This is a genomic window from Pseudomonas sp. PH1b (genome assembly GCF_000633395.1).
GTDB lineage: Bacteria > Pseudomonadota > Gammaproteobacteria > Pseudomonadales > Pseudomonadaceae > Aquipseudomonas.
The window spans coordinates 432,404-454,638 of record NZ_AYMU01000020.1; the positions used below are offsets into that span (position 1 = coordinate 432,404).

General features: G+C 60.3%; 17 protein-coding genes, 1 tRNA gene and 1 pseudogene. 8 read left to right on the top strand and 11 right to left on the bottom strand.

Translation table 11 applies throughout. The features are described from left to right. Positions 1 to 58 precede the first annotated feature (58 nt). Positions 59 to 520: an Lrp/AsnC family transcriptional regulator gene (locus U873_RS0127135; RefSeq protein ID WP_011063845.1), complete on the bottom strand. Its 462-nt coding sequence runs from the start codon at positions 518 to 520 to the stop codon at positions 59 to 61. Positions 521 to 710: 190 nt separating this feature from the next. Between U873_RS0127135 and U873_RS0127140 the strand changes: the two genes are divergently transcribed. The 4 genes from U873_RS0127140 (at position 711) to U873_RS0127155 (ending at position 4,832) form a co-directional block, all read left to right on the top strand. Next, complete coding sequence (locus tag U873_RS0127140) at positions 711 to 3,077, top strand: glucose/quinate/shikimate family membrane-bound PQQ-dependent dehydrogenase (protein WP_025131243.1); 2,367 nt, start codon at positions 711 to 713, stop codon at positions 3,075 to 3,077. Between the two features lie 842 nt (positions 3,078 to 3,919). Further along, positions 3,920 to 4,159, top strand: a complete 240-nt coding sequence (locus U873_RS0127145) for a type II toxin-antitoxin system RelB/DinJ family antitoxin (protein WP_025131244.1) — start codon at positions 3,920 to 3,922, stop codon at positions 4,157 to 4,159. Next, positions 4,149 to 4,442 (top strand): type II toxin-antitoxin system RelE/ParE family toxin, encoded by a 294-nt coding sequence (locus tag U873_RS0127150; protein ID WP_025131245.1) that lies wholly within the window; start codon positions 4,149 to 4,151, stop codon positions 4,440 to 4,442. The genes U873_RS0127145 and U873_RS0127150 overlap by 11 nt, the downstream gene beginning before the upstream one ends. Positions 4,443 to 4,535: 93 nt before the next feature. Then, positions 4,536 to 4,832, top strand: coding sequence for a hypothetical protein (locus U873_RS0127155; RefSeq protein ID WP_025131246.1), 297 nt, complete (start codon positions 4,536 to 4,538; stop codon positions 4,830 to 4,832). Between the two features lie 734 nt (positions 4,833 to 5,566). Here the strand turns inward: U873_RS0127155 and U873_RS34540 are convergent. Then, positions 5,567 to 6,150, bottom strand: a pseudogene (locus U873_RS34540) (hypothetical protein); the annotation flags it as partial. 141 nt (positions 6,151 to 6,291) lie between these two features. On the opposite strand from U873_RS34540, the gene U873_RS34545 reads away from it, so the two are divergent. Next, positions 6,292 to 6,636: a tyrosine-type recombinase/integrase gene (locus U873_RS34545; RefSeq protein ID WP_256245025.1), complete on the top strand. Its 345-nt coding sequence runs from the start codon at positions 6,292 to 6,294 to the stop codon at positions 6,634 to 6,636. A gap of 48 nt (positions 6,637 to 6,684) precedes the next feature. Here U873_RS34545 and U873_RS0127170 read toward each other — a convergent pair. The 5 genes from U873_RS0127170 to rpsU all read right to left on the bottom strand — a co-directional run bounded on the left by U873_RS0127170 (position 6,685) and on the right by rpsU (position 15,222). Next, a tRNA-Ile gene (locus tag U873_RS0127170) sits at positions 6,685 to 6,761 on the bottom strand. A gap of 15 nt (positions 6,762 to 6,776) precedes the next feature. Beyond that, complete coding sequence (locus U873_RS0127175; protein ID WP_025131250.1) at positions 6,777 to 10,520, bottom strand: bifunctional diguanylate cyclase/phosphodiesterase; 3,744 nt, start codon at positions 10,518 to 10,520, stop codon at positions 6,777 to 6,779. Between the two features lie 111 nt (positions 10,521 to 10,631). Beyond that, positions 10,632 to 12,479 (bottom strand): RNA polymerase sigma factor RpoD, encoded by a 1,848-nt coding sequence (gene rpoD / locus U873_RS0127180; RefSeq protein WP_025131251.1) that lies wholly within the window; start codon positions 12,477 to 12,479, stop codon positions 10,632 to 10,634. A gap of 67 nt (positions 12,480 to 12,546) precedes the next feature. Next, entirely contained in the window at positions 12,547 to 14,520 is a 1,974-nt protein-coding gene (gene dnaG, locus U873_RS0127185) for a DNA primase (RefSeq protein WP_025131252.1), read from the bottom strand. 486 nt (positions 14,521 to 15,006) lie between these two features. Beyond that, positions 15,007 to 15,222 carry a 30S ribosomal protein S21 gene (gene rpsU / locus U873_RS35495; RefSeq protein WP_002551877.1) on the bottom strand — a complete coding sequence of 72 codons (216 nt, stop codon included), beginning with the start codon at positions 15,220 to 15,222 and terminating at the stop codon, positions 15,007 to 15,009. Between the two features lie 200 nt (positions 15,223 to 15,422). On the opposite strand from rpsU, the gene tsaD reads away from it, so the two are divergent. Continuing rightward, complete coding sequence (gene tsaD, locus U873_RS0127195; protein ID WP_025131253.1) at positions 15,423 to 16,448, top strand: tRNA (adenosine(37)-N6)-threonylcarbamoyltransferase complex transferase subunit TsaD; 1,026 nt, start codon at positions 15,423 to 15,425, stop codon at positions 16,446 to 16,448. 47 nt (positions 16,449 to 16,495) lie between these two features. Here the strand turns inward: tsaD and plsY are convergent, their stop codons facing one another. Then, positions 16,496 to 17,065 carry a glycerol-3-phosphate 1-O-acyltransferase PlsY gene (gene plsY, locus U873_RS0127200; RefSeq protein ID WP_019094979.1) on the bottom strand — a complete coding sequence of 190 codons (570 nt, stop codon included), beginning with the start codon at positions 17,063 to 17,065 and terminating at the stop codon, positions 16,496 to 16,498. A gap of 74 nt (positions 17,066 to 17,139) precedes the next feature. Here plsY and folB point away from each other — a divergent pair, with 74 nt between their 5' ends. Then, a complete protein-coding gene (folB, locus tag U873_RS0127205) occupies positions 17,140 to 17,493 on the top strand; it encodes a dihydroneopterin aldolase (RefSeq protein ID WP_025131254.1) in 354 nt (117 codons plus the stop codon). Next, positions 17,484 to 17,999 carry a 2-amino-4-hydroxy-6-hydroxymethyldihydropteridine diphosphokinase gene (gene folK / locus U873_RS0127210; RefSeq protein ID WP_025131255.1) on the top strand — a complete coding sequence of 172 codons (516 nt, stop codon included), beginning with the start codon at positions 17,484 to 17,486 and terminating at the stop codon, positions 17,997 to 17,999. The genes folB and folK overlap by 10 nt, the downstream gene beginning before the upstream one ends. A 51-nt stretch (positions 18,000 to 18,050) precedes the next feature. On the opposite strand, the gene U873_RS0127215 is transcribed toward folK, so the two are convergent. The 3 genes from U873_RS0127215 to U873_RS0127225 form a co-directional block, all read right to left on the bottom strand. Then, positions 18,051 to 19,280: a multifunctional CCA addition/repair protein gene (locus U873_RS0127215; protein ID WP_025131256.1), complete on the bottom strand. Its 1,230-nt coding sequence runs from the start codon at positions 19,278 to 19,280 to the stop codon at positions 18,051 to 18,053. Positions 19,281 to 19,345: 65 nt separating this feature from the next. Continuing rightward, positions 19,346 to 20,908 (bottom strand): SpoVR family protein, encoded by a 1,563-nt coding sequence (locus tag U873_RS0127220; protein ID WP_025131257.1) that lies wholly within the window; start codon positions 20,906 to 20,908, stop codon positions 19,346 to 19,348. After that, positions 20,905 to 22,179 (bottom strand): YeaH/YhbH family protein, encoded by a 1,275-nt coding sequence (locus tag U873_RS0127225; protein ID WP_025131258.1) that lies wholly within the window; start codon positions 22,177 to 22,179, stop codon positions 20,905 to 20,907. The genes U873_RS0127220 and U873_RS0127225 overlap by 4 nt, the downstream gene beginning before the upstream one ends. Positions 22,180 to 22,235 lie beyond the last annotated feature (56 nt).

Below are 22,235 nucleotides of genomic sequence, written 5' to 3' on the forward strand. Positions count from 1 at the left end.
TTATCGCAAAACGACGAGTTCATCTTGGCTATGCCGTTGCGAGTGCGCCGGGACTGCCTCACAGCGCATGGCCGCGATCGATCTTGCTGCTGAGGATGATCGAGGTGGTGGTCTTTTCCACGCCATCGACGCTGCCGATCTGGTCCAGCAATTGGTCCAGTTGCTCTGGCGAGTCGGTGCGCAGCCAGGCCACGTAGTCGAATTCGCCACTGACCGCGCACAACTGCTGGACCTGGGCCATGCCGCTCAAGCGACGCAGGACTTCCTTGCCGGAACGCGGCTGGACCTTGATGCCGACATACGCCTGCAAGCCGCCATCGACCACACGCTGGCCCAGGCGCACGCCGTAGCCGGTGATCACCCGGGTTTTCTCCAGGCGTGCCAGGCGCGAGGTCACGGTGGTGCGGGCGATACCCAATTGCCGGGCCAGCATCGCCACGCTTTCGCGGGCGTTGATCTGCAGCGCGGCGATCAATTGACGGTCGACTTCGTCAAGAACGGGAGGGCGGCTATCGGACAAGGTGGGCTCCAGCACGGCTATCGAGAGCGCCCATGTTACAGCCTCGCTCTCGGTCCCGGGCGGTGACGAGTGCTGCGCCTGCGTGCAAGCGCCGGAATTTTTTTGAAACAAATGGCCTGCGGCAGATTGTCATAAGTAACTGGTTAGTACATTCTCGCGGACTGGTTTACAGATGGCAGAGGTATTCACGATGAGACACACAGGGGCTGCCGCCGGCAGCAAAGGGTTGCTTGCGGGGTTGGGTATCCTGATTGCCCTGATCGGGTTGGGCCTGGCCGGAGGCGGGGGTTACCTCGTCAGCCTGGGGGGCAGTGCCTATTTCCTGCTGATGGGCCTGGCGATGCTGGTTTCCGGGTTGCTGATTGCGCGTCGCAATCCGCGTGGTGCCTGGCTGTACGGCGTGGCCCTGGTGCTGACCGCGCTCTGGGCCGTCTGGGACGCGGGCCTGGAGTATTGGCCGCTGGTTTCGCGGGTGCTGACCTTCGCCGTGATAGGCCTGGTGGTGGCGCTGGTCTATCCGACCCTGATGCGAGCTTCCGGCGCCCGTGCCGGGCGGGGTGCCTATGCTGTGGCGGGATTGCTGGGAGTCGGCGTTGTGGCGACCTTCGGCTACATGTTCGTACCTACTCACGTGGTCTCGGCTGATCAGGTGCCGGCGATCCAGCCAGTGGCTCCAGGCACTGAACAAAAAGATTGGGCCCACTGGGGCAACACCACGGCGGGCAACCGTTTCGCCGCACTGGACCAGATCAACAAGGGCAATATCGATCAATTGCAGGTGGCCTGGACCTTCCGTACCGGCGACTTGCCTGAAAGCAACGGGGCCGGCGCCGAAGACCAGAACACACCGCTGCAGATCGGCAACACGGTCTACACCTGCACTGCCTACGGCAAGGTGTTCGCCCTGGACGCCGACACCGGCACCGAGCGCTGGAGGTTCGACCCCAAAGGCTCCGCGCCAAACTGGCAGCGCTGCCGTGGCCTGGGCTATTTCGAGGTTTCCACCACGTCGGCTGCCGAGTCTGCCTCCACACCTGCTGCCTGCAGCAAGCGGCTGTTCTTGCCCACCGGTGATGCAAGGCTGATTGCCATCAACGCAGAAACCGGCAAACCCTGTGAGGACTTCGGTGACAAGGGCACGGTCGACCTGAAGACCGACATGGGCGAGATCAAGCCGGGTTACTACCAGCAAACCTCCACGCCGCTGGTGGCCGGCACCCTGGTGATCGTAGGCGGCCGAGTGGCGGACAACTTCTCCACCGGGGAGCCACCGGGCGTGGTGCGGGCCTTCGACGTGCGCAGCGGCGAGTTGAAGTGGGCCTGGGACCCGGGCAACCCGACAACCACCAAGCGTCCACCCGCAGGTGAAACCTATACCCGCGGCACGCCAAACGTCTGGTCGGCAATGTCCTATGACGCCAAGCTGGGCCTGGTGTACCTGCCGACCGGCAACGCCACCCCGGACTTCTTCGGCGGCCAGCGCACCGAGTTCGATGACCAATGGAACTCCTCCATCGTCGCCCTCGACGTCAAGACCGGCCAGGTGCGCTGGCATTTCCAGACGACCCACCACGACCTCTGGGACTTCGACCTGCCGGCCCAGCCGCTGCTGTACGACATTCCGGATGACAAGGGCGGAGTGCAACCGGCGCTGGCCCAGGTCACCAAGCAGGGCGAGATCTTCCTGCTCAACCGCGAGACCGGGAAACCCATTGCCCGGGTCGAAGAGCGTCCGGTGCCCCAGGGTAATGTGCCGGGTGAGCGTTATTCGCCAACCCAGCCGTTCTCGGTGGAAATGCCGTCCATCGGCAACCAGACCCTGAGCGAGTCCGACATGTGGGGCGCCACGCCCTTTGACCAGTTGATGTGCCGCATCCAGTTCAAGGGCATGCGCCATGAGGGCGTATACACCCCGCCGGGTCTGGATCATGCGCTGCAGTTCCCGGGATCCCTGGGTGGCATGAACTGGGGCAGCGTGTCGGTGGACCCCACCAGCAACTACATGTTCGTCAACGACATGCGCCTGGGCCTGGCCAACTACATGATCCCCCGGGACCAGATCGCCGCCGGCGCCAGCGGCATCGAAATGGGCGTGGTGCCCCAGGAAGGCACGCCGTTCGGCGCCATGCGCCAGCGCTTCCTCTCGGCGGCGGGCATTCCCTGCCAGAAGCCGCCGTTTGGCACGATGTCGGCCATCGACCTGAAGACCCGCAAGCTGGTATGGCAAGTGCCGGTGGGCACCGTGCAGGACACCGGCCCGCTGGGGATCCGCATGCACCTGCCGATCCCGATCGGCATGCCGACCCTGGGCGCTTCCCTGGCCACCCAGTCCGGCCTGCTGTTCTTCGCCGGCACCCAGGACTTCTACCTGCGGGCCTTCGACTCCGGCAACGGCAACGAAATCTGGAAAGCCCGCCTGCCGGTGGGCAGCCAGTCGGGGCCGATGACCTATGTCTCTCCCAAGACCGGGCGCCAGTACATTCTGCTCACCGCAGGCGGTGCCCGACAGTCGACCGACCGGGGCGACTACGTGATTGCCTACGCGTTGCCCAAGTAACCGCTGTACGCCGGGCCATGCACAAGCCGCGCATAGCGCGGCTTGTGCATTGATGAGGGGCTGCGGCATCAGGCCTGGGCAACCCTGGCGAAGGCGGCACGCAAGCGCTGCGTGCCCTGTTCGGCGCCGACGCTGATGCGGCCCAGTGCGGCCAGTTACTCCACCCCCTACCGATTTTCACCCGCCGCGCGGCCAAGGCGTCGACGAGTTCCTGAGGCGGCGCTTGAGTTCTTTTGAAGGGAGCAACGAGAGGCTGGCGGAGATGATTTAAGGTGGCGGTTTGCCAGATAACAGCCGATGCAGAGGGATCGACAGGCACAAAAAAGCCGCGCCAGTGCGCGGCTTTGAAGGTGGTGGGCCCACACGGACTTGAACCGTGGACCAAAGGATTATGAGCCCCCAAAAAAGACCCGCATCCATTGGGAAAACCTTTATAAGTTCAGGTTTTACTGGGCGTCTTGTCCCATATTCCCCATAGAGTGCTCGGGTGCCTGGACACATTCTGGACACTTTTTGCAGTGGCCATTGCACACCCTTACAAAACCTTTCACACCGTGCAATGGCCACCACCAGCCCAGGCCCTGCGGCTGGCCTGGTCCGCAGTCCCCTTTGCATCTCCCGCCGGTTTGCACAAAAAAAGGACGCAGAGCCCGTCGGCGGGAGGAGGATAAGTGCTTTTTCATGAGGTTTTTTTCCGTGGTCGGGATTTTCCGACTGCGAAAGACTCTGGCTGAGTTGCGAGGGCAATTGGGAGGGGGAAGACAGCCCCGGCCTTGCAGTCTTGCCCAAAAACTCTCCTTGCATTAATGTAATGACAAATGTCATTACGCGAGGGCTATTCCATGGCTTCTATCAATATCCGTGTCGACGACGACCTCAAAGCGCGTGCTTACCAGGAACTTGAGAGGCTCGGCGTCACCCCATCCGAACTAATGCGGCAAGCCTTGCAGTACGTGGCAGAGCGCGGCCAACTGCCTTTCCGCCCCGTCCTGATGACAGAGGACGATGAAGCGCTGATCGCCACTGTTCGCGAGAGACTGAGCGCCCCCCAAAGGGTGAAGGTTTCGCTAGATGACCTATAGCCTTGAGTTCGATGCTCGAGCCTTAAAAGAGTGGCAAAAGCTGGGGGGCACCGTGCGCCAGCAGCTCAAAAAGAAGCTGGCAACGATACTGGCTAATCCACGGATTGAAGCCAACCGCCTGCATTCTTTGCCTGACTGCTACAAGATCAAGCTGCGTAGCAGTGGCTATCGGCTGGTCTATCAGGTGATTGATCGGGAGGTTTTGGTGTTTGTGGTAGCTGTCGATAAGCGCGAGCGTGATCAGGTCTACCGTAAGGCGGCTGAACGACTGAGCGACGAATAACACCACATGCACAAAAAAGGGCGCCTCGGCGCCCTTTGTCGTTACAGCGTGATCGGCTTGAGTTTTCCCGACAGCGCCGAATAGGTGGTTTCTATGCAGATGTTGGTAACGCCTATGCGACGAGAGGGCATCGCGCTCAATCCGGACGAAAGGAGGCGCTACAGGGCAATAAAGGCTGACGTGAGGGTGAGGGCTGAAATAGACCCCGAACTGGGCAGCAGTACGACGGTTGCAAGGCTTCTAGGCGTAATGCCGCTTGATCCTGAGCACTTGCCCCAACTACGGGATGCATCGCTATCCAGCATGGCTCCCACAGGCTTTGTACTGAGCGGGATCGAGTACATCGATGGCTGCGCCTATGCGCAGTCCTGGTGGTGCCGGGAGGTGTAATGATTACAGAATGGGGAAGTGAAAACGGGGGCCGAAGCCCCCGCCTGTTTCCGTTATGGCTGCAACAAGATACGTACCAAACGGATTGACCAGTACGCGGCTTGCAACGCACGGATCAATTCTTCAGGGATAAAACGGAGGTTGAAATTCACCGTTTAAACTCTCCACAAAGTGAAAAGAAAAGTTCTATTAAATAGAACTTACCTCCCGCCGCCTAACATGCTCTGAAACCAGCGATCCTATACTTAGAGCAACTTACATACGTACTTACGTAAGCAGTTCAAGGTTCACCCGATTGACTGAGAGGCAGCTAGACCATAACCTTCGATTTGCGGATACAAAGAGAAATGGCTGAAGCGGTGGTTGAGGGAATGATCTGGTTTTTTTTGAACCGGAGCAACCACAGATTTTCAGCACGAGCAGCCCGGGCGGGGCCAGTCCCCGCCCGGGCTTCCTCGTTTTAGAGAGAGGCAAAAATGATGCGCTTCGGTCTAACGCCTAGAGCATAAGGGTTTGTCCTCAAGCGTGACTAAATCCGCATTACCGTTAGAAGAAATAAACGACAACACTTTACAACACTATGATTGCAGAACTTTCCGATGAGCGGTCATTTGTGCATTGATCTGTATTGTGCAATACACAATTTTATTGTGACCTAGGTCATACGGTATATCTCGTATATCCGGTCAAACAGGTAAAGGACTACTTTGCTCGCTTAACTTTCAATACTCACTTTACTTAGTAATCGGTTTAAGCCATTCGGCTTGCTGTTTTGCGGTCATGGATGCGGCGGCATTACTCGGTGGTGGTGTTGGGCCGTGAGTATGGCCAGCCAGTTGAATGTTCATCTCCTGCACCAGGTCCAGCAGGTCGCACAACACCTGCAGCACGTTGACCGATTCTGGCCCGAGCCAGGTCTTGGGCGCCTGCAGGCTCTGACTGATCCCGCTCACGCTCTTGCGCAACCCCAGGATCTGCTCCTGCAGGTCACCGCCCGCTGTGGCGTTGACCTTCTGCCCCACCACCAGGTTCAAGCCGCCGCCGGTGGCCTGGTGCAGGTCATCCACTGCGGCCGGGATGGCAGAACCGCCTGAAAGCAGCTTGAGCGCTCCATGGCCTGGATCTTCTTGACCCCTCCCACTGACTCGGTTGAATGGTCGTCCACCGTCCTGGTGTGATTCTGGAAGCGCTCGGCGTTGTCCAGGGCTTCCACCTCGCGCTCGATCGCCTTGTCCTGGATCTTTCCATCAGTCTGGTGCAGCCAGTTGCCATCGGCATCGACCCGCTGCTGGCAGGCCTTGCTGTGCTGCCATACCTGTCTGCAGGAAATGGACGCTGAGGCGCTGCTGATAGCCGAGGTGTGCTTATCGACGTGTGCACGGTGGGGCGGCAGCAGGTACGTCAGGTGCGCCAGCAGCGGATTCACTACAGTAAAACCAAGGCCAGCAAGAACAGAACCGTGCCGATCTCCAAGGCGCTTGAGCAGCGGCTGCACAAGGCTCTGCCGTTTAAGCCGTGCTATGAGATTTTCAGGCGGGCGGTTGATGCTGTCGCGCTGGATCTGCCACCTGGGCAGTTGACGCACGTCCTGCGGCATACGTTCGCCAGCTGTTACATGATGAACGGTGGGGACATCATCACCCTACAAAAAGTGCTCGGGCACTCGTCGTTGGCAATGACTCAGAAGTACGCGCACTTCAGTCCTGGACACATGGCCGAGGTGGTCAATTTGAACCCTATGGCCAAACGTCCTGGACACATTCTGGACACATCCGATGTTGTGCAATCTCCCCGCCCTGAATAATTCATTGCGCCAGATACACGAAAGCCGCGCAGTGCGCGGCTTTGAAGGTGGTGGGCCCACACGGACTTGAACCGTGGACCAAAGGATTATGAGTCCTCTGCTCTAACCAACTGAGCTATAGGCCCTCAGTAGGCGGCGGATTATAACGATGGTTTCTCGGCTGTGCTATCCGAAAAATCGGAAACCCGGATCTGCAGGAAGGTTGTGCAAAACTCTTCGGCCTCCAGCGGCAGGCTGACGATGTAGCCCTGTATCTGTTCGCAGCCTTCCATGGCGAGAAAGGTCTGCTGGTCCTGGTTTTCAACGCCTTCGGCAATCACCGTGAATTGCATGCTGCGTCCCAGGGCGATGATGGCACGTACGATTGCCACGTCGTGGGGGTCATCCGGCAGCCCGCGGACAAAGGACTGGTCGATCTTGAGGAAATCCAGGGGCAGGCGCTTGAGGTAGCTGAGGGACGAGTAGCCGGTTCCGAAGTCGTCGATGGCCAGTTGGACACCCAGGTGCTTGAGCTGATGCAGCACCTCCAGGGCTTCCTCGGTCTGGCTCATGATGAAGTTCTCGGTGATCTCCAACTGCAGCATCCCGGGCTGCAGGTCGTATTCGCGCAGCAATTGTTCGATGCGGCTCAGCAGATTGGGTTGGCGCAGTTGGGCGCCGGCCAGGTTCACCGACAGCGGGCCGAAGCTTTCGTAGCGCTGGTGCCAGGCATTGAGCTGCTGGCAGGCCCGTTCCAGCACCCAGTCACCGATCAGCAGGATCATGCCGTTCTCTTCGGCCAGCGGGATGAAGTGCTCGGGAGGCACATCGCCGAAGCTGGGATGGTGCCAGCGGATCAGAGCTTCGGCGCCCACCAGTTCGTGGTTGCTGAGGCTGATCTTGGGCTGGAAATACAGCGACAGTTCATCGCGTTCGATGGCCCGTCGCAATTCGTGTTCCAGGGCCACCCGTTCGCTGGCCTGAGCCGTGAGGTCGCGGGTGTAGCGTTCGACCCGGTTGCGGCCCTTGGCCTTGGAGCGATACATGGCGGCGTCAGCGTTCTTGATCAAGGTGGCGACGTCGCAACCATCCTTGGGATACAGGCTGGTGCCGATGCTGGCACTGATGAAGAACTCGTGTTCGCCGGCCTGAAAGGGCGCGGTAAAGCAATTCAGCAGCTTGGTGGCGATATGGTCGGCGTCGCTGGACTGATGCAGGCCCGGCAGCAGGATGATGAATTCATCCCCGCCCAGGCGGGCCACGGTGTCGATGTCGCGCAACTGCTCCTTGAGGCGTACCGCGATGCCTTTGAGCAGCAGGTCGCCCACCGGGTGGCCGAGGCTGTCATTGATGTGCTTGAAGCGGTCCAGGTCGAGAAACAGCACCGCGCCCTGGCTGCCGCTCTCTTCCTGGCTGTTGAGCGCCGTCAGCAGTCGGCTCTCGAACAGGGTCCGGTTCGGCAAGCCGGTCAGCGGGTCGTGGTGAGCCTGGTAATCGAGCCGCGCCTGAGCGTGCTTGAGGCTGGAGATATCGGCGAACACCGCTACGAAATGAGTGATTTGCCGGTCGGCGTTGCGTACCGCGTTGATGGTCAGCCAATTGGGGTAGTACTCACCGTTCTTGCGGCGATTGGAAATTTCGCCCTGCCAATGGCCTTCAAGGGTCAGTTGATGCCACATCGCGGCATAGAAGGCGCTGTCATGCAGCCCGGAAGCGAGCAGGCGTGGAGTGTGGCCGAGGGCTTCACTTTCGCTGTAGCCGGTGATTTCGCTGAAGGCGCGATTGACTGCACTGATGCGCTGCTGGGTGTCGGTGATCATCACCCCTTCGGCCGTACTTTCAAACACGGTGGCGGCTTGCAGCAGTTTTTCCTGCATCTGGTGGCGGTCGGTGATGTCGCGGGCAATGGTCAACATGCAGTTGTCGTCGCCGATGGGCAGTGGTCGACTCGACAGTTCGCAGAGGCGGATCTGGCCATCGCTGCGGCGGATATGGCAGCTGAAGTCACGGACGAAGCCGTCGCGCTGCAGCAGGTCGAGCATCTGTTTGCGCTCATTGAGATTGACCCAGATGCCCAGGTCGAGGGTCGAGCGATCCAGGGACATGGCGCTGTTGAAGCCGGTGATGCGGCTGAAGCCCTCGTTCACCTCAATCAGCAATCCGTCTCGCTGCCGGGTCAGCAGCAGCCCATCCGGCGAGGCATGGAACGCCTTGGCGAATTTCTCCTCGGAGGTTTGCAGTTGCTGTTGGGTTTCCTTGAGTTGGCTGATGTCGCGAACCACGACCACCAGCGCCGGTGTGGTGTCGAGGTCAAAGGGCTCGGCCGAGATCAAGCCAGTGAAGAGCTGGCCGTTGTGGCGGCGAAAGGGCATTTCCAGGTTGCGGATGCTGCCTGCCTGCAGGCGCTGCAGAAGACCTGGCCCCACGCCGGGAATGCCCCAGATATTGAGGTCGGTGGCGGTCTGGCCGACGACTTGGCCGGCGCTCAGGCCGATCTGTTCCTCGAAGGCCTTGTTGACCTCCAGCAGGCAGCCGTCGGACAGGCGCGCGATGACCAGGATGTCCGGGCATTGCTGGAACACCGAGGCGAACTTCTGTTCCGACAGGCGCAAGGCCTCTTCGGTGTGCTTGGTCTCGCTGATGTCGATCATCAGCCCGCGCATCACCGGTTCGTGGCCGTGCTCGATCAGGCTGACGATGTCGCGCACCCAGAGGCAGCGACCGTCGGCGGTGATCACCCGGTAGTCGAGGCTGTGGTCGCGTCCGGCCTGCACTTCGTGGTCGCAGAAGGCCTGGGCGCGGGTCAGGTCGGCGGGGTGGATGATGTTGCGCCAGAACCCGGGGATCAGCCAGTGGGACAGGGGGTAACCCAGCAAGGCCTCGGCGTGGGGCGAGACGTAGCTGTAGGTGAAATCACTGATGCGGGCTTCCCAGGCAATGGCTGACAGGCTCTCCACCAGGCTGCGGTAATGGTATTCGCTACTGCGCAGTTCCTGTTCAAGGGCGACCCGGCGGGAGATTTCCGAACTCAGGCGGCGGTTGATGCGGATCACCACGGCCAGCACGGTGACCAGAAGCAGCAGGCCGGGGAGGCCATAGAGAAGTACGTCCGACCAGAAGGTGCGGTGATCCAGCACGCTGCCGACCCAATGCTGCTGGATCGCGCTGATTTCCTCGGGGCTCAGGTCCGCCAGGACCTTGTCGAGAATCCCCACCAGGATCTTGCTGTCCCGGGGCACGCCCATCGCAAGTTGGTAGCGATACGGGGTTTCGCCGCTGACGTAGAGGCCGTCGAGCTTGAGCTGACGCAGGCTCCAGACGCTGGAGGCCAGGTCGCCGACCACCGCGTCCACTTCATCGGTGGCCAGGGCCTGCAGGGCCGAACTGACATTGGGCAGGGCCACTAGGTTCAGATCCGGGTGATGGGTGCGCAGCAGCTCATGGGGGGCATAGTTTTCCACCACGGCCACCTTGAGGCCGTAGAGGTCCTGAAGCGTGTGGGGTTGTGCGCCACCTTCATGGGCGAGGATCACAATGGGAAAGTCCAGGTAGGGCCGGGTGAACGCCATGTAGCTCTGGCGTTCCGGGGTCGACATGATCCCTGGCAGCAGGTCCAGCTTGCCTTGCTTGGCGTCCTCGAGCACGGCAGTCCAGCTGGCGGGCTCGACTGGCTTGAGGGTGATCGACAAGCGTTCCTGGATCAGCTGGATGTAATCCGCGGCAAGGCCCTGATAGCGGCCTTCCTCGTCCCGATATTCGAATGGCGGCCATGAGGCGTCTACACCTAGGCGTAGTTCCGGGTGGGCTTTGAGCCAGCTACGTTCTTCATCGGTGAGAGTCAGCGCGCCAGCCGTTGCAGTCCAAGTGAGCAGCGCCAGCAAAAGCATGGCCGACAGTCTGGGCATAAACCGTCTCGTCATGGAACGGGGAATGTGTCGAGTGTAGACGGGCTGGGCAGCAGGGGGAGGGAGGGGCGCTAAAAAGCAAAACCCCCAGCAGGGCTGGGGGTCTTGGGCTTACTCGTCGAGGAAGGAGCGCAAATGCTCGCTTCTCGTCGGGTGGCGCAGCTTGCGCAGCGCCTTGGCTTCAATCTGACGAATCCGCTCGCGGGTTACATCGAACTGCTTGCCGACCTCTTCGAGAGTGTGGTCGGTATTCATGTCGATGCCGAAACGCATCCGCAGCACCTTGGCTTCACGAGCAGTGAGGCCGGAGAGTACTTCGCGGGTCGCTTCCTTCAGGCTCTCAACGGTGGCCACATCGATTGGCGACTGCATGGTCGAGTCTTCGATGAAGTCGCCCAGATGGGAGTCTTCGTCATCACCGATCGGGGTTTCCATGGAGATCGGCTCTTTAGCGATCTTCAATACCTTGCGGATCTTGTCCTCGGGCATTTCCATGCGTTCGCCCAGCTCTTCCGGGGTCGGTTCGCGACCCATTTCCTGCAGCATCTGCCGGGAAATGCGGTTGAGCTTGTTGATCGTCTCGATCATGTGCACCGGAATACGGATGGTGCGGGCCTGGTCGGCGATCGAGCGAGTGATCGCCTGACGGATCCACCAGGTGGCATAGGTCGAGAACTTGTAGCCGCGACGGTATTCGAACTTGTCCACCGCTTTCATCAAGCCGATGTTGCCTTCCTGGATCAGGTCGAGGAATTGCAGGCCACGGTTGGTGTACTTCTTGGCGATGGAGATCACCAGACGCAAGTTGGCTTCGACCATCTCTTTCTTCGCGCGGCGGGCCTTGGCCTCACCGATCGACATGCGACGGTTGATGTCCTTGATCTCGGCAATCTTCAAGCCGGTTTCGGCTTCAAGAGCAGACAGCTTCTGCTGGCAACGGATGATGTCCGGCTGCAGGCGGGCAATGGCTTCGGCGTACTTGCTCTTGCCTTTGGCCAGGGCGTCGGTCCAGCTTTCATCCACTTCGTTGCCCGGGAACTGGCGCAGGAAGTCGGCACGCGGCATGCGGGCATCACGCACGCAAAGCTGCATGATGGCGCGCTCTTGCTGACGCAGGCGATCCAGGGCGCTGCGAACACGTTCAACCAAGCCTTCGAATTGCTTCGGTACCAGCTTGATCGGCATGAACAGCTCAGCCAGGGCCAGCATTTCGGCGATGGCTTGCTTGTTCTCGCGACCGTGCTTCTTCAGCGCCTTGCGGGTGATCTCCATCTGATCGGCAACGGCACCAAAGCGCTGTGCGGCGATGACAGGATCCGGACCGCTTTCGGTTTCCTCTTCCTCGTCGCTCGCTTCAGCTTCTTCTTCGTCGCTGTCGTCGTCCGCTTTCGCGGTCTTGGTGTCGACAGGCGGTGGCACTTCGGCGGCAGGCGGCGTAATGCCGTCATCCGGGTCGATGTAACCGCTGAGAACGTCAGACAGGCGGCCACCTTCGGTGGTGACGCGAGTGTATTCGGAGAGGATGTGATCCACAGTGCCAGGGAAGTGCGCGATAGCGCCCATCACTTCACGGATACCCTCTTCGATACGCTTGGCGATTTCGATTTCGCCTTCACGTGTGAGCAGCTCTACCGTGCCCATTTCGCGCATGTACATGCGCACTGGGTCGGTAGTGCGACCAATGTCGGTTTCCACGGCCGCCAACGCTGCGGCGGCTTCTTCAGCTGCTGCTTCGTCGGTGTCGGCTTCGGCCAACAAAAGGGCATCCGCATCCGGAGCACTCTCGAATACGTTGATCCCCATGTCGTTGATCATGCGGATGATGTCTTCCACCTGTTCCGGATCTGAAATATCCTCCGGCAGGTGGTCGTTGACCTCCGCGTAAGTCAGGTAACCCTGCTCACGTCCACGGCTGATCAACTCTTTGAGGCGAGACTGCTGTTGCGCTTTTCCGGACATAACACCCTATCCACTGAAGGTCTTGGCGGGCAAAAAACAAGCCGAGGATTATACCCGAGCTATGACCTCACGCGCCAGTTGAGGTCGGGTTTGATGCGGGAACATTGCGTTTTAGGAGCTCAACCAGCTGTTTTTTCTCTTCGCTGTCGAGTTCGCTTTGACGCGATTTCCTCAGAAGTTGCTCTAAAACACGCTCGCGTTGGCGAGCGGACAAACTATTAATGGTGTCGAAAAACTGTTGTTCAAGGTTATCTCCGTCGATCAGCCATTCTTTTTCCGCCAGGGCGGTGAGCAAATGCCCTTGCTGAGTGCCGTGCCAGCGCGCCATCAGCTGATGAATAGAGCGTAGCTTAGGATTTTTCTGAACGGCTTCGATCAGAGCCACCAGCAACTGCGTGTTGGTGTTGTCGTCATCGGCAAAATGCCCGGCATCTTCAACTTTTTCTGCCAGTTGCGGGTGATGCAGCAAGGTCCGCAAGGCAGCCAGCGTTGGGGGTTCCACGGCCGCCGGGATGCGCGGGCCGCGTGGCTGATCACGATCGCCCTGGCGCTTGCCCTTGCCATTCTTGTCCCAGGGCTTGTTTTCCCACTTCTTGCCGCTGCCACTCTTCTTCGGCGTCCACTCTTGTTGTGGGGTGTAGGCTTCCTGGTGGGGCTCATGGTAGTCGGCGAAATCCGGCATGGCGTCGTAGTCGATGCCGGCGTCGTAGGTCGGCGGTGCCTGCACGGGTGCGCTATGGGCCAGTTGGTTGACCGTGTCATGGGTCAGCCCGGTGATCTCGCTGAGGCGCTGGCGCATCAGGGTCTTCAGGTTGGCCCCGGGGATTTTCTCGATCAGCGGTGCGGCCAGGGTTGCCAGGTGGGCCTTGCCCTCCAGGGATCGCGGGTCTGCCTCATCGATCAACTGCTGGAAAAAATAGTCGGCCAGCGGTTGTGCGTGCTGGTTGATCCGGGCGCGGAAGGCGTCAGTGCCTTCGGAGCGAACCAGGGTGTCCGGGTCTTCGCCTTCCGGAAGAAACAGGAAGCGTGCGCGGCGCCCGTCCTGAAGGCAGGTCAGGGTGGCCTCCAGGGCGCGCCATGCCGCCTTGCGTCCGGCCTGGTCGCCGTCGAAGCAGAACAATACGTTGGGCACGATACGGAACAGGCGCTTGAGGTGCTCCTCGCTGGTGGCGGTGCCCAGGGTCGCAACCGCATTGCGCAGGCCTTGCTGGGCCAGGGCGATCACGTCCATGTAGCCCTCGACGACGATGATCTCGTCGAGGTTGCGGTTGTGCGTGCGGGCCTCGAACAGGCCGTAGAGCTCCTGACCCTTGTGGAAGACCGGGGTTTCCGGAGAGTTCAGGTATTTGGGTTTGTCGTCCCCTAAAACCCGGCCGCCAAAGGCGATGATGCGCCCGCGAGTGTCGCGGATCGGGAACATCACTCGATCACGAAAACGGTCGTAGCGCTTACCGGTCTCGGCATTCTCGATCAGCAGGCCGGCGTCGATCATGGCCTTCTGCTGCAAGGTGTCGCTGCTCAAGTGCTTGAACAGGTTGTCCCATCCGGGGGGCGCAAAACCCAGGCCGAAGTCTCGGGCGATCTCGCCGGTCAGTCCGCGGCCCTTGAGGTAGTCGACCGCGGCCTTGCGTGCTGGGTGGCTTTTCAGTGCCTGGCGATAGTAGTCGGCAGCCGCGGTTAGCAGCGGATACAGCGGTGAGTCGGTCGGTTGTCGGGGCTTGCGCTGGCCGCGACCGCTTTCCTCGCGTGGGATCTCCATGCCCGCGGCTTTCGCCAGTTCCTCGACGGCCTGGGGAAAGTCCAGGTTGTCGTGGTCCATGATGAAGCCGAGGGCGTTGCCGCCGGCGCCGCAGCCGAAGCAGTAGTAGAACTGCTTGTCGGGGCTGACGCTGAAGGAGGGGGTTTTTTCTTTGTGGAACGGACAGCAGGCGGTGTAGTTCTTGCCGGCTTTCTTGATCTGCAGGCGCGAGCTGACGACATCGACGATGTCGGTGCGGTTCAGAAGGTCGTCAATAAAGCTCTGGGGAATAAGCCCGGCCATGGCGTTCTCGTCATCACTGCGCGGAAAAATAGCCCTGGCGACGCTGTCGAAAGGTCGGGTGCGGCGAAGCGTCGGGATTGCTTGGCTCGGCCCAGGTTTTCGGCGTGATCGCAGTCGGGAAGTGTATCTGCCGAACGTCAACTGACGTTAGTTTCAATCAGTATTCGACACTATTTGAAGATGTTGCGCTGAGTCCGACAGTGGCCGTTGGCAGGCCTCGGACAGCTCATTCAAGCGAGCGCGAGAGAAAGGGCGCCTTGGGCTGATCGTCTGCAGGAATCAGTTAAGGGTGTGCTCGTCAGTAGCCTTGGAAGGCTCGTCAGAAAAGACGTGCACCGCTGGCAGGAGCCAGGTCTGACGTGGTGAAGCAGATTCGTCTGGGTCGCATGGGCGGCTTCGACGGTGAAGCATCAAGCGTTGTCCGCAAATGCCATTAGCCCGGCTGAGGGCCGGGCTTGGCAGAAGCTTGCAGCGAACGTCTGTGTATTAGTACAGACGTACGGCGCGGCGCTGTTCGCGCTGAACTTTCTTGGCGTGACGCTTAACAGCGGCTGCTGCTTTGCGCTTACGCTCGGAAGTCGGCTTCTCGTAAAATTCGCGGCTACGAACTTCAGCCAGAACACCGGCTTTTTCGCAGGAGCGCTTGAAACGACGCAGAGCTACGTCGAAGGGTTCGTTCTCTTTAACTTTGACGGCTGGCATCCAGAGCTACCTTCATTCATTACCGGGGTCAACGTTCTCGTCGCAAAAATCGCGGCTGAGGTCGTCGGTTTTTAAGGGTTGCGGATGTTAACCCCTCAACGCTCGGAATGCAAAGCCTCTGATCGAAAACCGCTGGTCGGGCGCGGGAGTGGCGACTATTATGCGCGCCTTCGAATTCAGCCTCTACAAGGCGCAAACCCATGCTAGTACTGGGATTAGAAACCTCCTGCGACGAAACCGGCGTCGCACTTTACGACAGTGAGCGCGGCCTGCTGGCCGACGCGCTGTTCAGTCAGATCGACCTGCATCGCGCCTACGGTGGCGTCGTGCCTGAGCTGGCCTCCCGCGACCACGTCAAGCGCATGCTTCCCTTGATCCGCCAGGTGCTGGCCGAGGCCGACTGCGTGCCCACCGAGATCGATGCCATCGCCTACACCGCCGGCCCGGGCCTGGTGGGGGCGTTGCTGGTGGGCGCCTCCTGCGCCCAGGCGCTGGCCTTTGCCTGGGGCATTCCGGCGTTGGGTGTCCACCACATGGAAGGGCACCTGTTGGCTCCGATGCTGGAGGCGCAGCCTCCGCAATTCCCGTTCGTCGCTTTGTTGGTGTCGGGTGGGCATACCCAACTGGTCCGGGTCGATGGTATCGGCCAATACGAACTGCTGGGCGAGACCCTGGATGACGCTGCCGGTGAGGCCTTCGACAAGACGGCGAAGATGATTGGCCTGAACTATCCGGGCGGTCCTGAGATTGCTCGCCTGGCGACCCAGGGCGTGCCAGGGCGTTTTGTCTTCCCGCGGCCAATGACTGACCGCCCAGGGCTGGATTTCAGCTTCAGCGGTTTGAAGACCTCGGCCTTGACTGCCTGGCAGCAGTGCGTCAGCGCTGGGGACGACGGTGAGCAAACCCGTTGCGACATCTCCCTCGCGTTCCAGCAGGCGGTGGTGGAGACTCTGACCATCAAGTGCAAGCGGGCCTTGAAGCAGACCGGTCTGAAACGTCTGGTGATTGCCGGCGGTGTGAGTGCCAACAAGGCCTTGCGGGCTTCCCTGGAGCAGATGCTCGACGAGATGAAGGGCAATGTGTTCTACGCTCGTCCCGAGTTCTGTACCGACAACGGTGCGATGATCGCTTTTGCCGGTTGTCAGCGTTTACAGGCCGGGCAGCAGGAAAGTCTGGCGATCAGCGTGCAGGCACGTTGGCCGATGGAGCAGTTGTCGGCGCTCTGATCGAGGCATGGCGGCGGCACCAACTGAGACCTTTTCTCCCGAGGGATTCAAAAATGCCGTTCGCGCCCGGCAAACAGGTCGCGTAAATTGCCGCGATGGCGCCAGACGATCAGCAGCGTGAGCACGCTCATCGGCAGCAGCGCCTCGGGCTCCTGCCAGGCCAGCAGTGGCAGGGTCAGGGGCGTGGCAATCAGGGCTGCCAGCGAACTGGTGCGAGTGAGATAGAAGGTCAGTGCCCAGGCGGCAATGGCCAGCAGGGCGGCCGGGGGATACAGCCCCAGCAACATGCCGGCGGCGGTGGCGACACCTTTGCCGCCGCGGAAACGGAAGTACAGCGGGAACAGGTGGCCAAGGACGGCGTAGAGGCCGACCCACGCCTGTTGCTGCAGTGAAAGCCCCGCAAGGTGAGCGATCAGCACGGGCACCAGGCCTTTGCACAGATCTCCCAGCAGGGTCAGGACAGCGAGTTTCTTGCCGGCCAGGCGCAGCATGTTGGTGGCGCCGGCATTACCCGAGCCACTCATTCGCGGATCGGGGTTACCCGTGAGGCGGCTGAGCAAAATGGCGAAGGACAGAGAGCCGAGCAGGTAGGCGAAAATCGCCAGTAACCAAAACATGCTAACTATTCCGGGCGAGGACGCCCTGATTCTAACGGCGCATTGCGCCCTTGTCGTGCTGCGGAGAAGAGTGCTTGGACAGAGTGTTTATCGAAGGACTGGAAGTGGACACCGTGATCGGCGCCTATGACTGGGAGCGTGGCATCCGACAGTGCCTGCGTCTTGACCTGAACTTTGCCTGGGACAATCGCCCGGCTGCAGCAGGGGATGATCTGACCCTGGCACTGGACTATGCCAGTGTTTCCGCCCGTATCCAGGCATTTGCCGAGCAAGCCCACTATCAATTGGTGGAAACCTTTGCCGAGCATCTGGCCGAGGTCTTGATGAGCGAATTTCACATCCCCTGGCTGCGTTTGAAACTGACCAAGCCAGGGGCCGTTCCGGCTGCTAAGGGTGTGGGCGTGGAGATCGAGCGCGGATGTCGCTGACTCAGGTGTTTCTAGGGCTCGGTAGCAATATCGAGCGTGAGGTTCACCTGCGAGCCGGGCTCGATGCCCTGGCAAGCTTCCTGGTGGACATGCGCTGCTCGCCGGTCTTCGAAAGTCAGCCGGTGGGCATCAAGAGTGGGCCGTTCTTCAACCTGGTGGTGTCGGCCTTTACCGATCTGCCCCTGACCGAACTGGACCGACGCTTGAAGTTCATCGAGGCGGACAACGGACGTTATGCACCAGAGCGCAAAGGTCTGCCGCTGGACATCGACGTGCTGTTGTACGGGGACCTGACCGGCAATTTCGATGGACTGATCCTGCCCCGTGCGGAGATTTTGAAGAATGCCTTTGTGCTTTGGCCGCTGTCCTTGATGGCGCCTGAGCGAGTGCATCCGCTGGCGGGCAAATCCCTGGGCATGCTCTGGGATGAAGCCCAGATTGATCAGGTGCTGGCGCCTGTGGCCTTCGAGTGGCAGGGACGGCAACTGACCCCGTCGGGTTTGTAGTTGCTGAACCGGGCTGCAGCGGACCAGGTGCGAGCCTGGTCCGCGTGACGTTCATGGTGCGTGCTGTTCCTTGTAGGCCTTGACTGCCTTCAGTCGCTCCAGCCTCAGTGCCTCACCCAATTGCGGTCCTTTGAAGCCCTGCTCCAGCAGGGGCTGAACCGCAACCGAGCGTGCGACAGTGGCTGCGCCGCGCAGGTAATCAGCCTGCGGATAAGGGCGCGACTCCAATCCAAGGCGGCCGCGGGCGTCCATTTCGCAAGCAGCAATGAACTCTTCAAAGCGCTGCGGGCGCCGAAACACATCGAAGCTTTGCAGCAGTTCGAGCAGTGTCGTGGCTTTCAGCTCCAGCGCCTTGTGGCCATGGGTGTGGTACTGGCCTACCAGCAGCGCCAGTTCCTGGCATTCCCGAGGCACCTTGAACCGATCATTGACCGCTTTGATCGGCTCCAGGCCCGTGTGCTCATGGCCAATGTGCCGTGGCCACTCGTCCTTGGGGGTCAAGCCCTTGCCCAAGTCGTGGAGCAGGCAGGCCCAGCGAACCGCGAGCGGTTGGCGATGCAACGCTGCTTGTTGCAGAACGCTGAGGGTATGCACGCCGGTGTCTACTTCCGGGTGATGGACCGCTGGCTGGGGCACCCCGAACAGAGCATCAAGCTCAGGCATCAGCACCGCCAGGGCGCCACAGTCGCGCAGCACCTGGATAAAGACCTGAGGCTGGTCCTCCATCAGGGCACGAGAAATCTCTTTCCAGCTCCGTTCCGCCGTCAGCGCCTGCAGCTCGCCTGATTCGCTGAGTTGACGCATCAGTGCGAGAGTCTCCGGGGCTACGCTGAAGCCCAGGCCGGCATAGCGAGCAGCAAAGCGTGCAACTCGCAGTACCCGCAGGGGATCTTCAGCGAACGCCGGGGAGACGTGGCGCAATAGCCGAGCGTCGAGGTCTTTCTGGCCGTTGTAGGGATCGGTGATTACTCCTTGATCATCCTCGGCCATGGCATTGATTGTCAGGTCGCGACGAATCAAGTCTTCTTCCAGAGTGACTTCCGGGCTGGCGTGAAAGGTGAAGCCGCCATAACCGCGTCCACTCTTGCGCTCGGTTCGGGCCAAGGCATATTCCTCGCCGCTACTGGGGTGCAGGAACACCGGAAAATCGGCGCCCACCGGGCGAAACCCCTTGGCAATCATTTCTTCCGCGCTGGCGCCGACCACTACCCAGTCGATATCAGTGACCGGTTTGCCCAGCAGCCGGTCTCGTACGGCGCCGCCGACTTTATAAATCCGCATAAAAAACCTCCGTTAGCGCGACAGGATAAACCTTGTGCCGTGCTCGCGGAGGTTTGTCGAAGGCTCTAGAGGTGGATGACTGCCAGGTCCAGCCGGCCATAGTCATTTTCGTTGTGATCGGTTTTTGGCGGCACGTGGTGAGTTTTCATCACCTGATCGCCTTGCAGGGTTTCCAGGTGGATATCAAAACCCCAGAGGCGGTGCAGGTGCTTGAGCACCTCGTCGGTGGAGTCCCCCAGGGGTTTGCGGTCATGCTGCTGGTGGCGCAGGGTCAGTGAGCGGTCGCCGCGACGGTCGATGCTCCAGATCTGCACGTTGGGCTCGCGGTTACCCAGGTTGTACTGCGCGGCCAGGGTTTCCCGGATGATCCGGTAGCCGCTTTCGTCATGAATCGCCGGGACCAGCAGGTCGTCCTTCTGATCGTCATCCATGATGCTGAACAGCTTGAGGTCGCGGATCACCTTGGGCGAGAGGTACTGCAGGATGAAGCTCTCATCCTTGAAGCTGCTCATGGCGAACTTGATGCTCGACAGCCAGTCGGTGCCCGCCAGTTCCGGAAACCAGCGACGATCCTCCTCGGTCGGTTCCTCGCAAATGCGGCGGATGTCGCGGTACATGGCGAACCCCAGGGCGTAGGGATTGATGCCGTTGTAGTAGGGGCTGTCGAAGCCCGGCTGGAACACCACGCTGGTGTGGGAGGTGAGAAACTCCATCATGAAGCCGTCGGTGACCAGGCCTTCGTCATACAGGTCGTTCATCAGGGTGTAGTGCCAGAAAGTGGCCCAGCCTTCGTTCATCACCTGGGTCTGGCGCTGGGGATAGAAATACTGGGCAATCTTGCGCACGATGCGCACGATTTCTCGCTGCCAGGGCTCCAGTAGCGGCGCGTGCTTTTCGATGAAATAGAGGATGTTTTCCTGGGGTTCGGCGGGGAAGCGCGCATTGTCCTTGTCGCTGTACTTGTCGGCCCCCTTGGGGATCGTGCGCCACAGGTCGTTGATCTGCTTCTGCAGGTGTTCTTCCCGGTCTTTCTGCCGGCGTCGTTCTTCCTCTGCGGAGATCGGGTAGGGCCGCTTGTAGCGGTCGACGCCGTAGTTCATCAGCGCATGGCAGGAGTCCAGCAGATCCTCCACGGCATCGATACCGTGGCGTTCCTCGCATTGCATGATGTACTGCTTGGCAAACACCAGGTAATCGATGATCGAGCTGGCATCGGTCCAGGTGCGAAACAGGTAGTTGCCCTTGAAGAAACTGTTGTGGCCATAGCAGGCATGAGCCACTACCAGGGCTTGCATGCAGATGGTGTTTTCCTCCATCAGGTAGGCGATGCACGGATCCGAGTTGATCACGATCTCGTAGGCCAGGCCCATCTGCCCGCGGGAGTAGGACTTTTCGGTACTGAGGAAGTGCTTGCCGTAGGACCAGTGGTGATAGCCCAGGGGCATGCCCACCGAGGCATAGGCGTCCATCATCTGCTCGGCGGTGATCACTTCGATCTGGTTGGGGTAGGTGTCCAGGGCATACCGAGCCGCAATACGGCTGATTTCACGGTCGTAGGCCTGAATCAGCTCGAAGGTCCATTCCGAGCCGGTGGAGATGGGTTGGCGTTTCTGCTCTCTGGCGGTCATGTCACTAACCTGCGCTGGAAGAGTTCACGGAAGACCGGGTAGATATCGCCGGCCGAAACCAGTTGTTGCTGGGCGAACGTGTCGGAAAACGCTTCCGCGATACGTTCGTATTCGTACCACAGGGCCTGGTGCTCCCGAGGCGTGATTTCCACGTAGGTGTAGTACTGCACGAACGGCATGATCTGGTTGATCAGGATGTCGCGGCAGATCGGCGAGTCGTCGTTCCAGTTGTCACCGTCGGAAGCCTGGGCTGCATAGATGTTCCATTCATTGCTCGGATAGCGCTCGGCCATGATTTCCTGCATCAGTTTCAGTGCGCTGGAGACAATGGTCCCGCCGGTTTCCCGGGAATAGAAGAATTCTTCCTCGTCCACTTCCCGGGCGCTGGTGTGATGGCGAATGAACACCACGTCAATCTTGTCGTAGTTGCGCTTGAGGAACAGGTACAGAAGGATGAAGAAGCGCTTGGCGATGTCCTTGGTCGCCTGGGTCATGGAGCCGGAAACGTCCATCAGGCAGAACATCACCGCCTTGGAACTGGGATTGGGCTGTTTCACCAGCAGGTTGTACTTGAGGTCGAAGGTATCGAGGAAGGGCACGCGGTGGATCCGCGCGCTCAAGCGTTCAATTTCCGTTTCAAGTGCCTGGATATCGCCGAAGTTGTCCGGTTCTTCGCGCTTCAGGCGTGCCAGTTCTTCCTTGGCCTCCTTCAATTTGGCCCGGCTGCTGCCGGACAGGGCGATCCTGCGGGCATGGGCCGAGCGCAAGGTGCGGATGATGTTGATCCGTGACGGGTTGCCTTCGTTGCTGATCCCGGCCCGTACGGTCTTGAAGGTGTCGGTGCCGGTCAGGTTGCGCTTGACCAGGTTGGGCAGCTCCAGGTCCTCGAACATGAACTCGAGGAACTCTTCCTGGGTGATCTGGAAGACGAACTCGTCCATGCCCTCGCCGGAGTTTCCGGCCTTGCCGCGTCCGCTGCCCCCGCCCCCTCCGCCTTGGGGCCTGGCGATATGCTCGCCGGCGGTGAATTCCTTGTTGCCGGGATGAACCACGGTCTGCTTGCCGCCGCGGCCGTGGTGCAGCACCGGCTCGTCGATGTCGCGTCCGGGAATGCTGATTTGCTCGCCGTGTTCCATATCCGTGATGGAGCGGCGGCTGACGGCCTCTTCGACGGCCTTTTTGATGTGGTCACGGTAGCGCCGCAGAAACCGCTGGCGGTTCACCGTGCTCTTGTTCTTGCCATTGAGACGTCGGTCGATCACATAGCTCATGGGCCCCTCCGGGGAGCTTCAAGACATAAGCTTCAAGCTCTCAGCGACACTGCGAC

What these genes read in the sequence shown, in the direction of transcription:
- U873_RS0127140 (WP_025131243.1), top strand. Translation starts at nt 711, where the DNA reads ATGAGACACACAGGGGCTGCCGCCGGCAGCAAAGGGTTGCTTGCGGGG.
- U873_RS0127145 (WP_025131244.1), top strand. Translation starts at nt 3,920, where the DNA reads ATGGCTTCTATCAATATCCGTGTCGACGACGACCTCAAAGCGCGTGCT.
- U873_RS0127150 (WP_025131245.1), top strand. Translation starts at nt 4,149, where the DNA reads ATGACCTATAGCCTTGAGTTCGATGCTCGAGCCTTAAAAGAGTGGCAA.
- U873_RS0127155 (WP_025131246.1), top strand. Translation starts at nt 4,536, where the DNA reads ATGCAGATGTTGGTAACGCCTATGCGACGAGAGGGCATCGCGCTCAAT.
- U873_RS0127175 (WP_025131250.1), bottom strand. Translation starts at nt 10,520, where the DNA reads ATGCCCAGACTGTCGGCCATGCTTTTGCTGGCGCTGCTCACTTGGACT.
- rpoD (WP_025131251.1), bottom strand. Translation starts at nt 12,479, where the DNA reads ATGTCCGGAAAAGCGCAACAGCAGTCTCGCCTCAAAGAGTTGATCAGC.
- dnaG (WP_025131252.1), bottom strand. Translation starts at nt 14,520, where the DNA reads ATGGCCGGGCTTATTCCCCAGAGCTTTATTGACGACCTTCTGAACCGC.
- rpsU (WP_002551877.1), bottom strand. Translation starts at nt 15,222, where the DNA reads ATGCCAGCCGTCAAAGTTAAAGAGAACGAACCCTTCGACGTAGCTCTG.
- tsaD (WP_025131253.1), top strand. Translation starts at nt 15,423, where the DNA reads ATGCTAGTACTGGGATTAGAAACCTCCTGCGACGAAACCGGCGTCGCA.
- plsY (WP_019094979.1), bottom strand. Translation starts at nt 17,065, where the DNA reads ATGTTTTGGTTACTGGCGATTTTCGCCTACCTGCTCGGCTCTCTGTCC.
- folK (WP_025131255.1), top strand. Translation starts at nt 17,484, where the DNA reads ATGTCGCTGACTCAGGTGTTTCTAGGGCTCGGTAGCAATATCGAGCGT.
- U873_RS0127215 (WP_025131256.1), bottom strand. Translation starts at nt 19,280, where the DNA reads ATGCGGATTTATAAAGTCGGCGGCGCCGTACGAGACCGGCTGCTGGGC.
- U873_RS0127220 (WP_025131257.1), bottom strand. Translation starts at nt 20,908, where the DNA reads ATGACCGCCAGAGAGCAGAAACGCCAACCCATCTCCACCGGCTCGGAA.
- U873_RS0127225 (WP_025131258.1), bottom strand. Translation starts at nt 22,179, where the DNA reads ATGAGCTATGTGATCGACCGACGTCTCAATGGCAAGAACAAGAGCACG.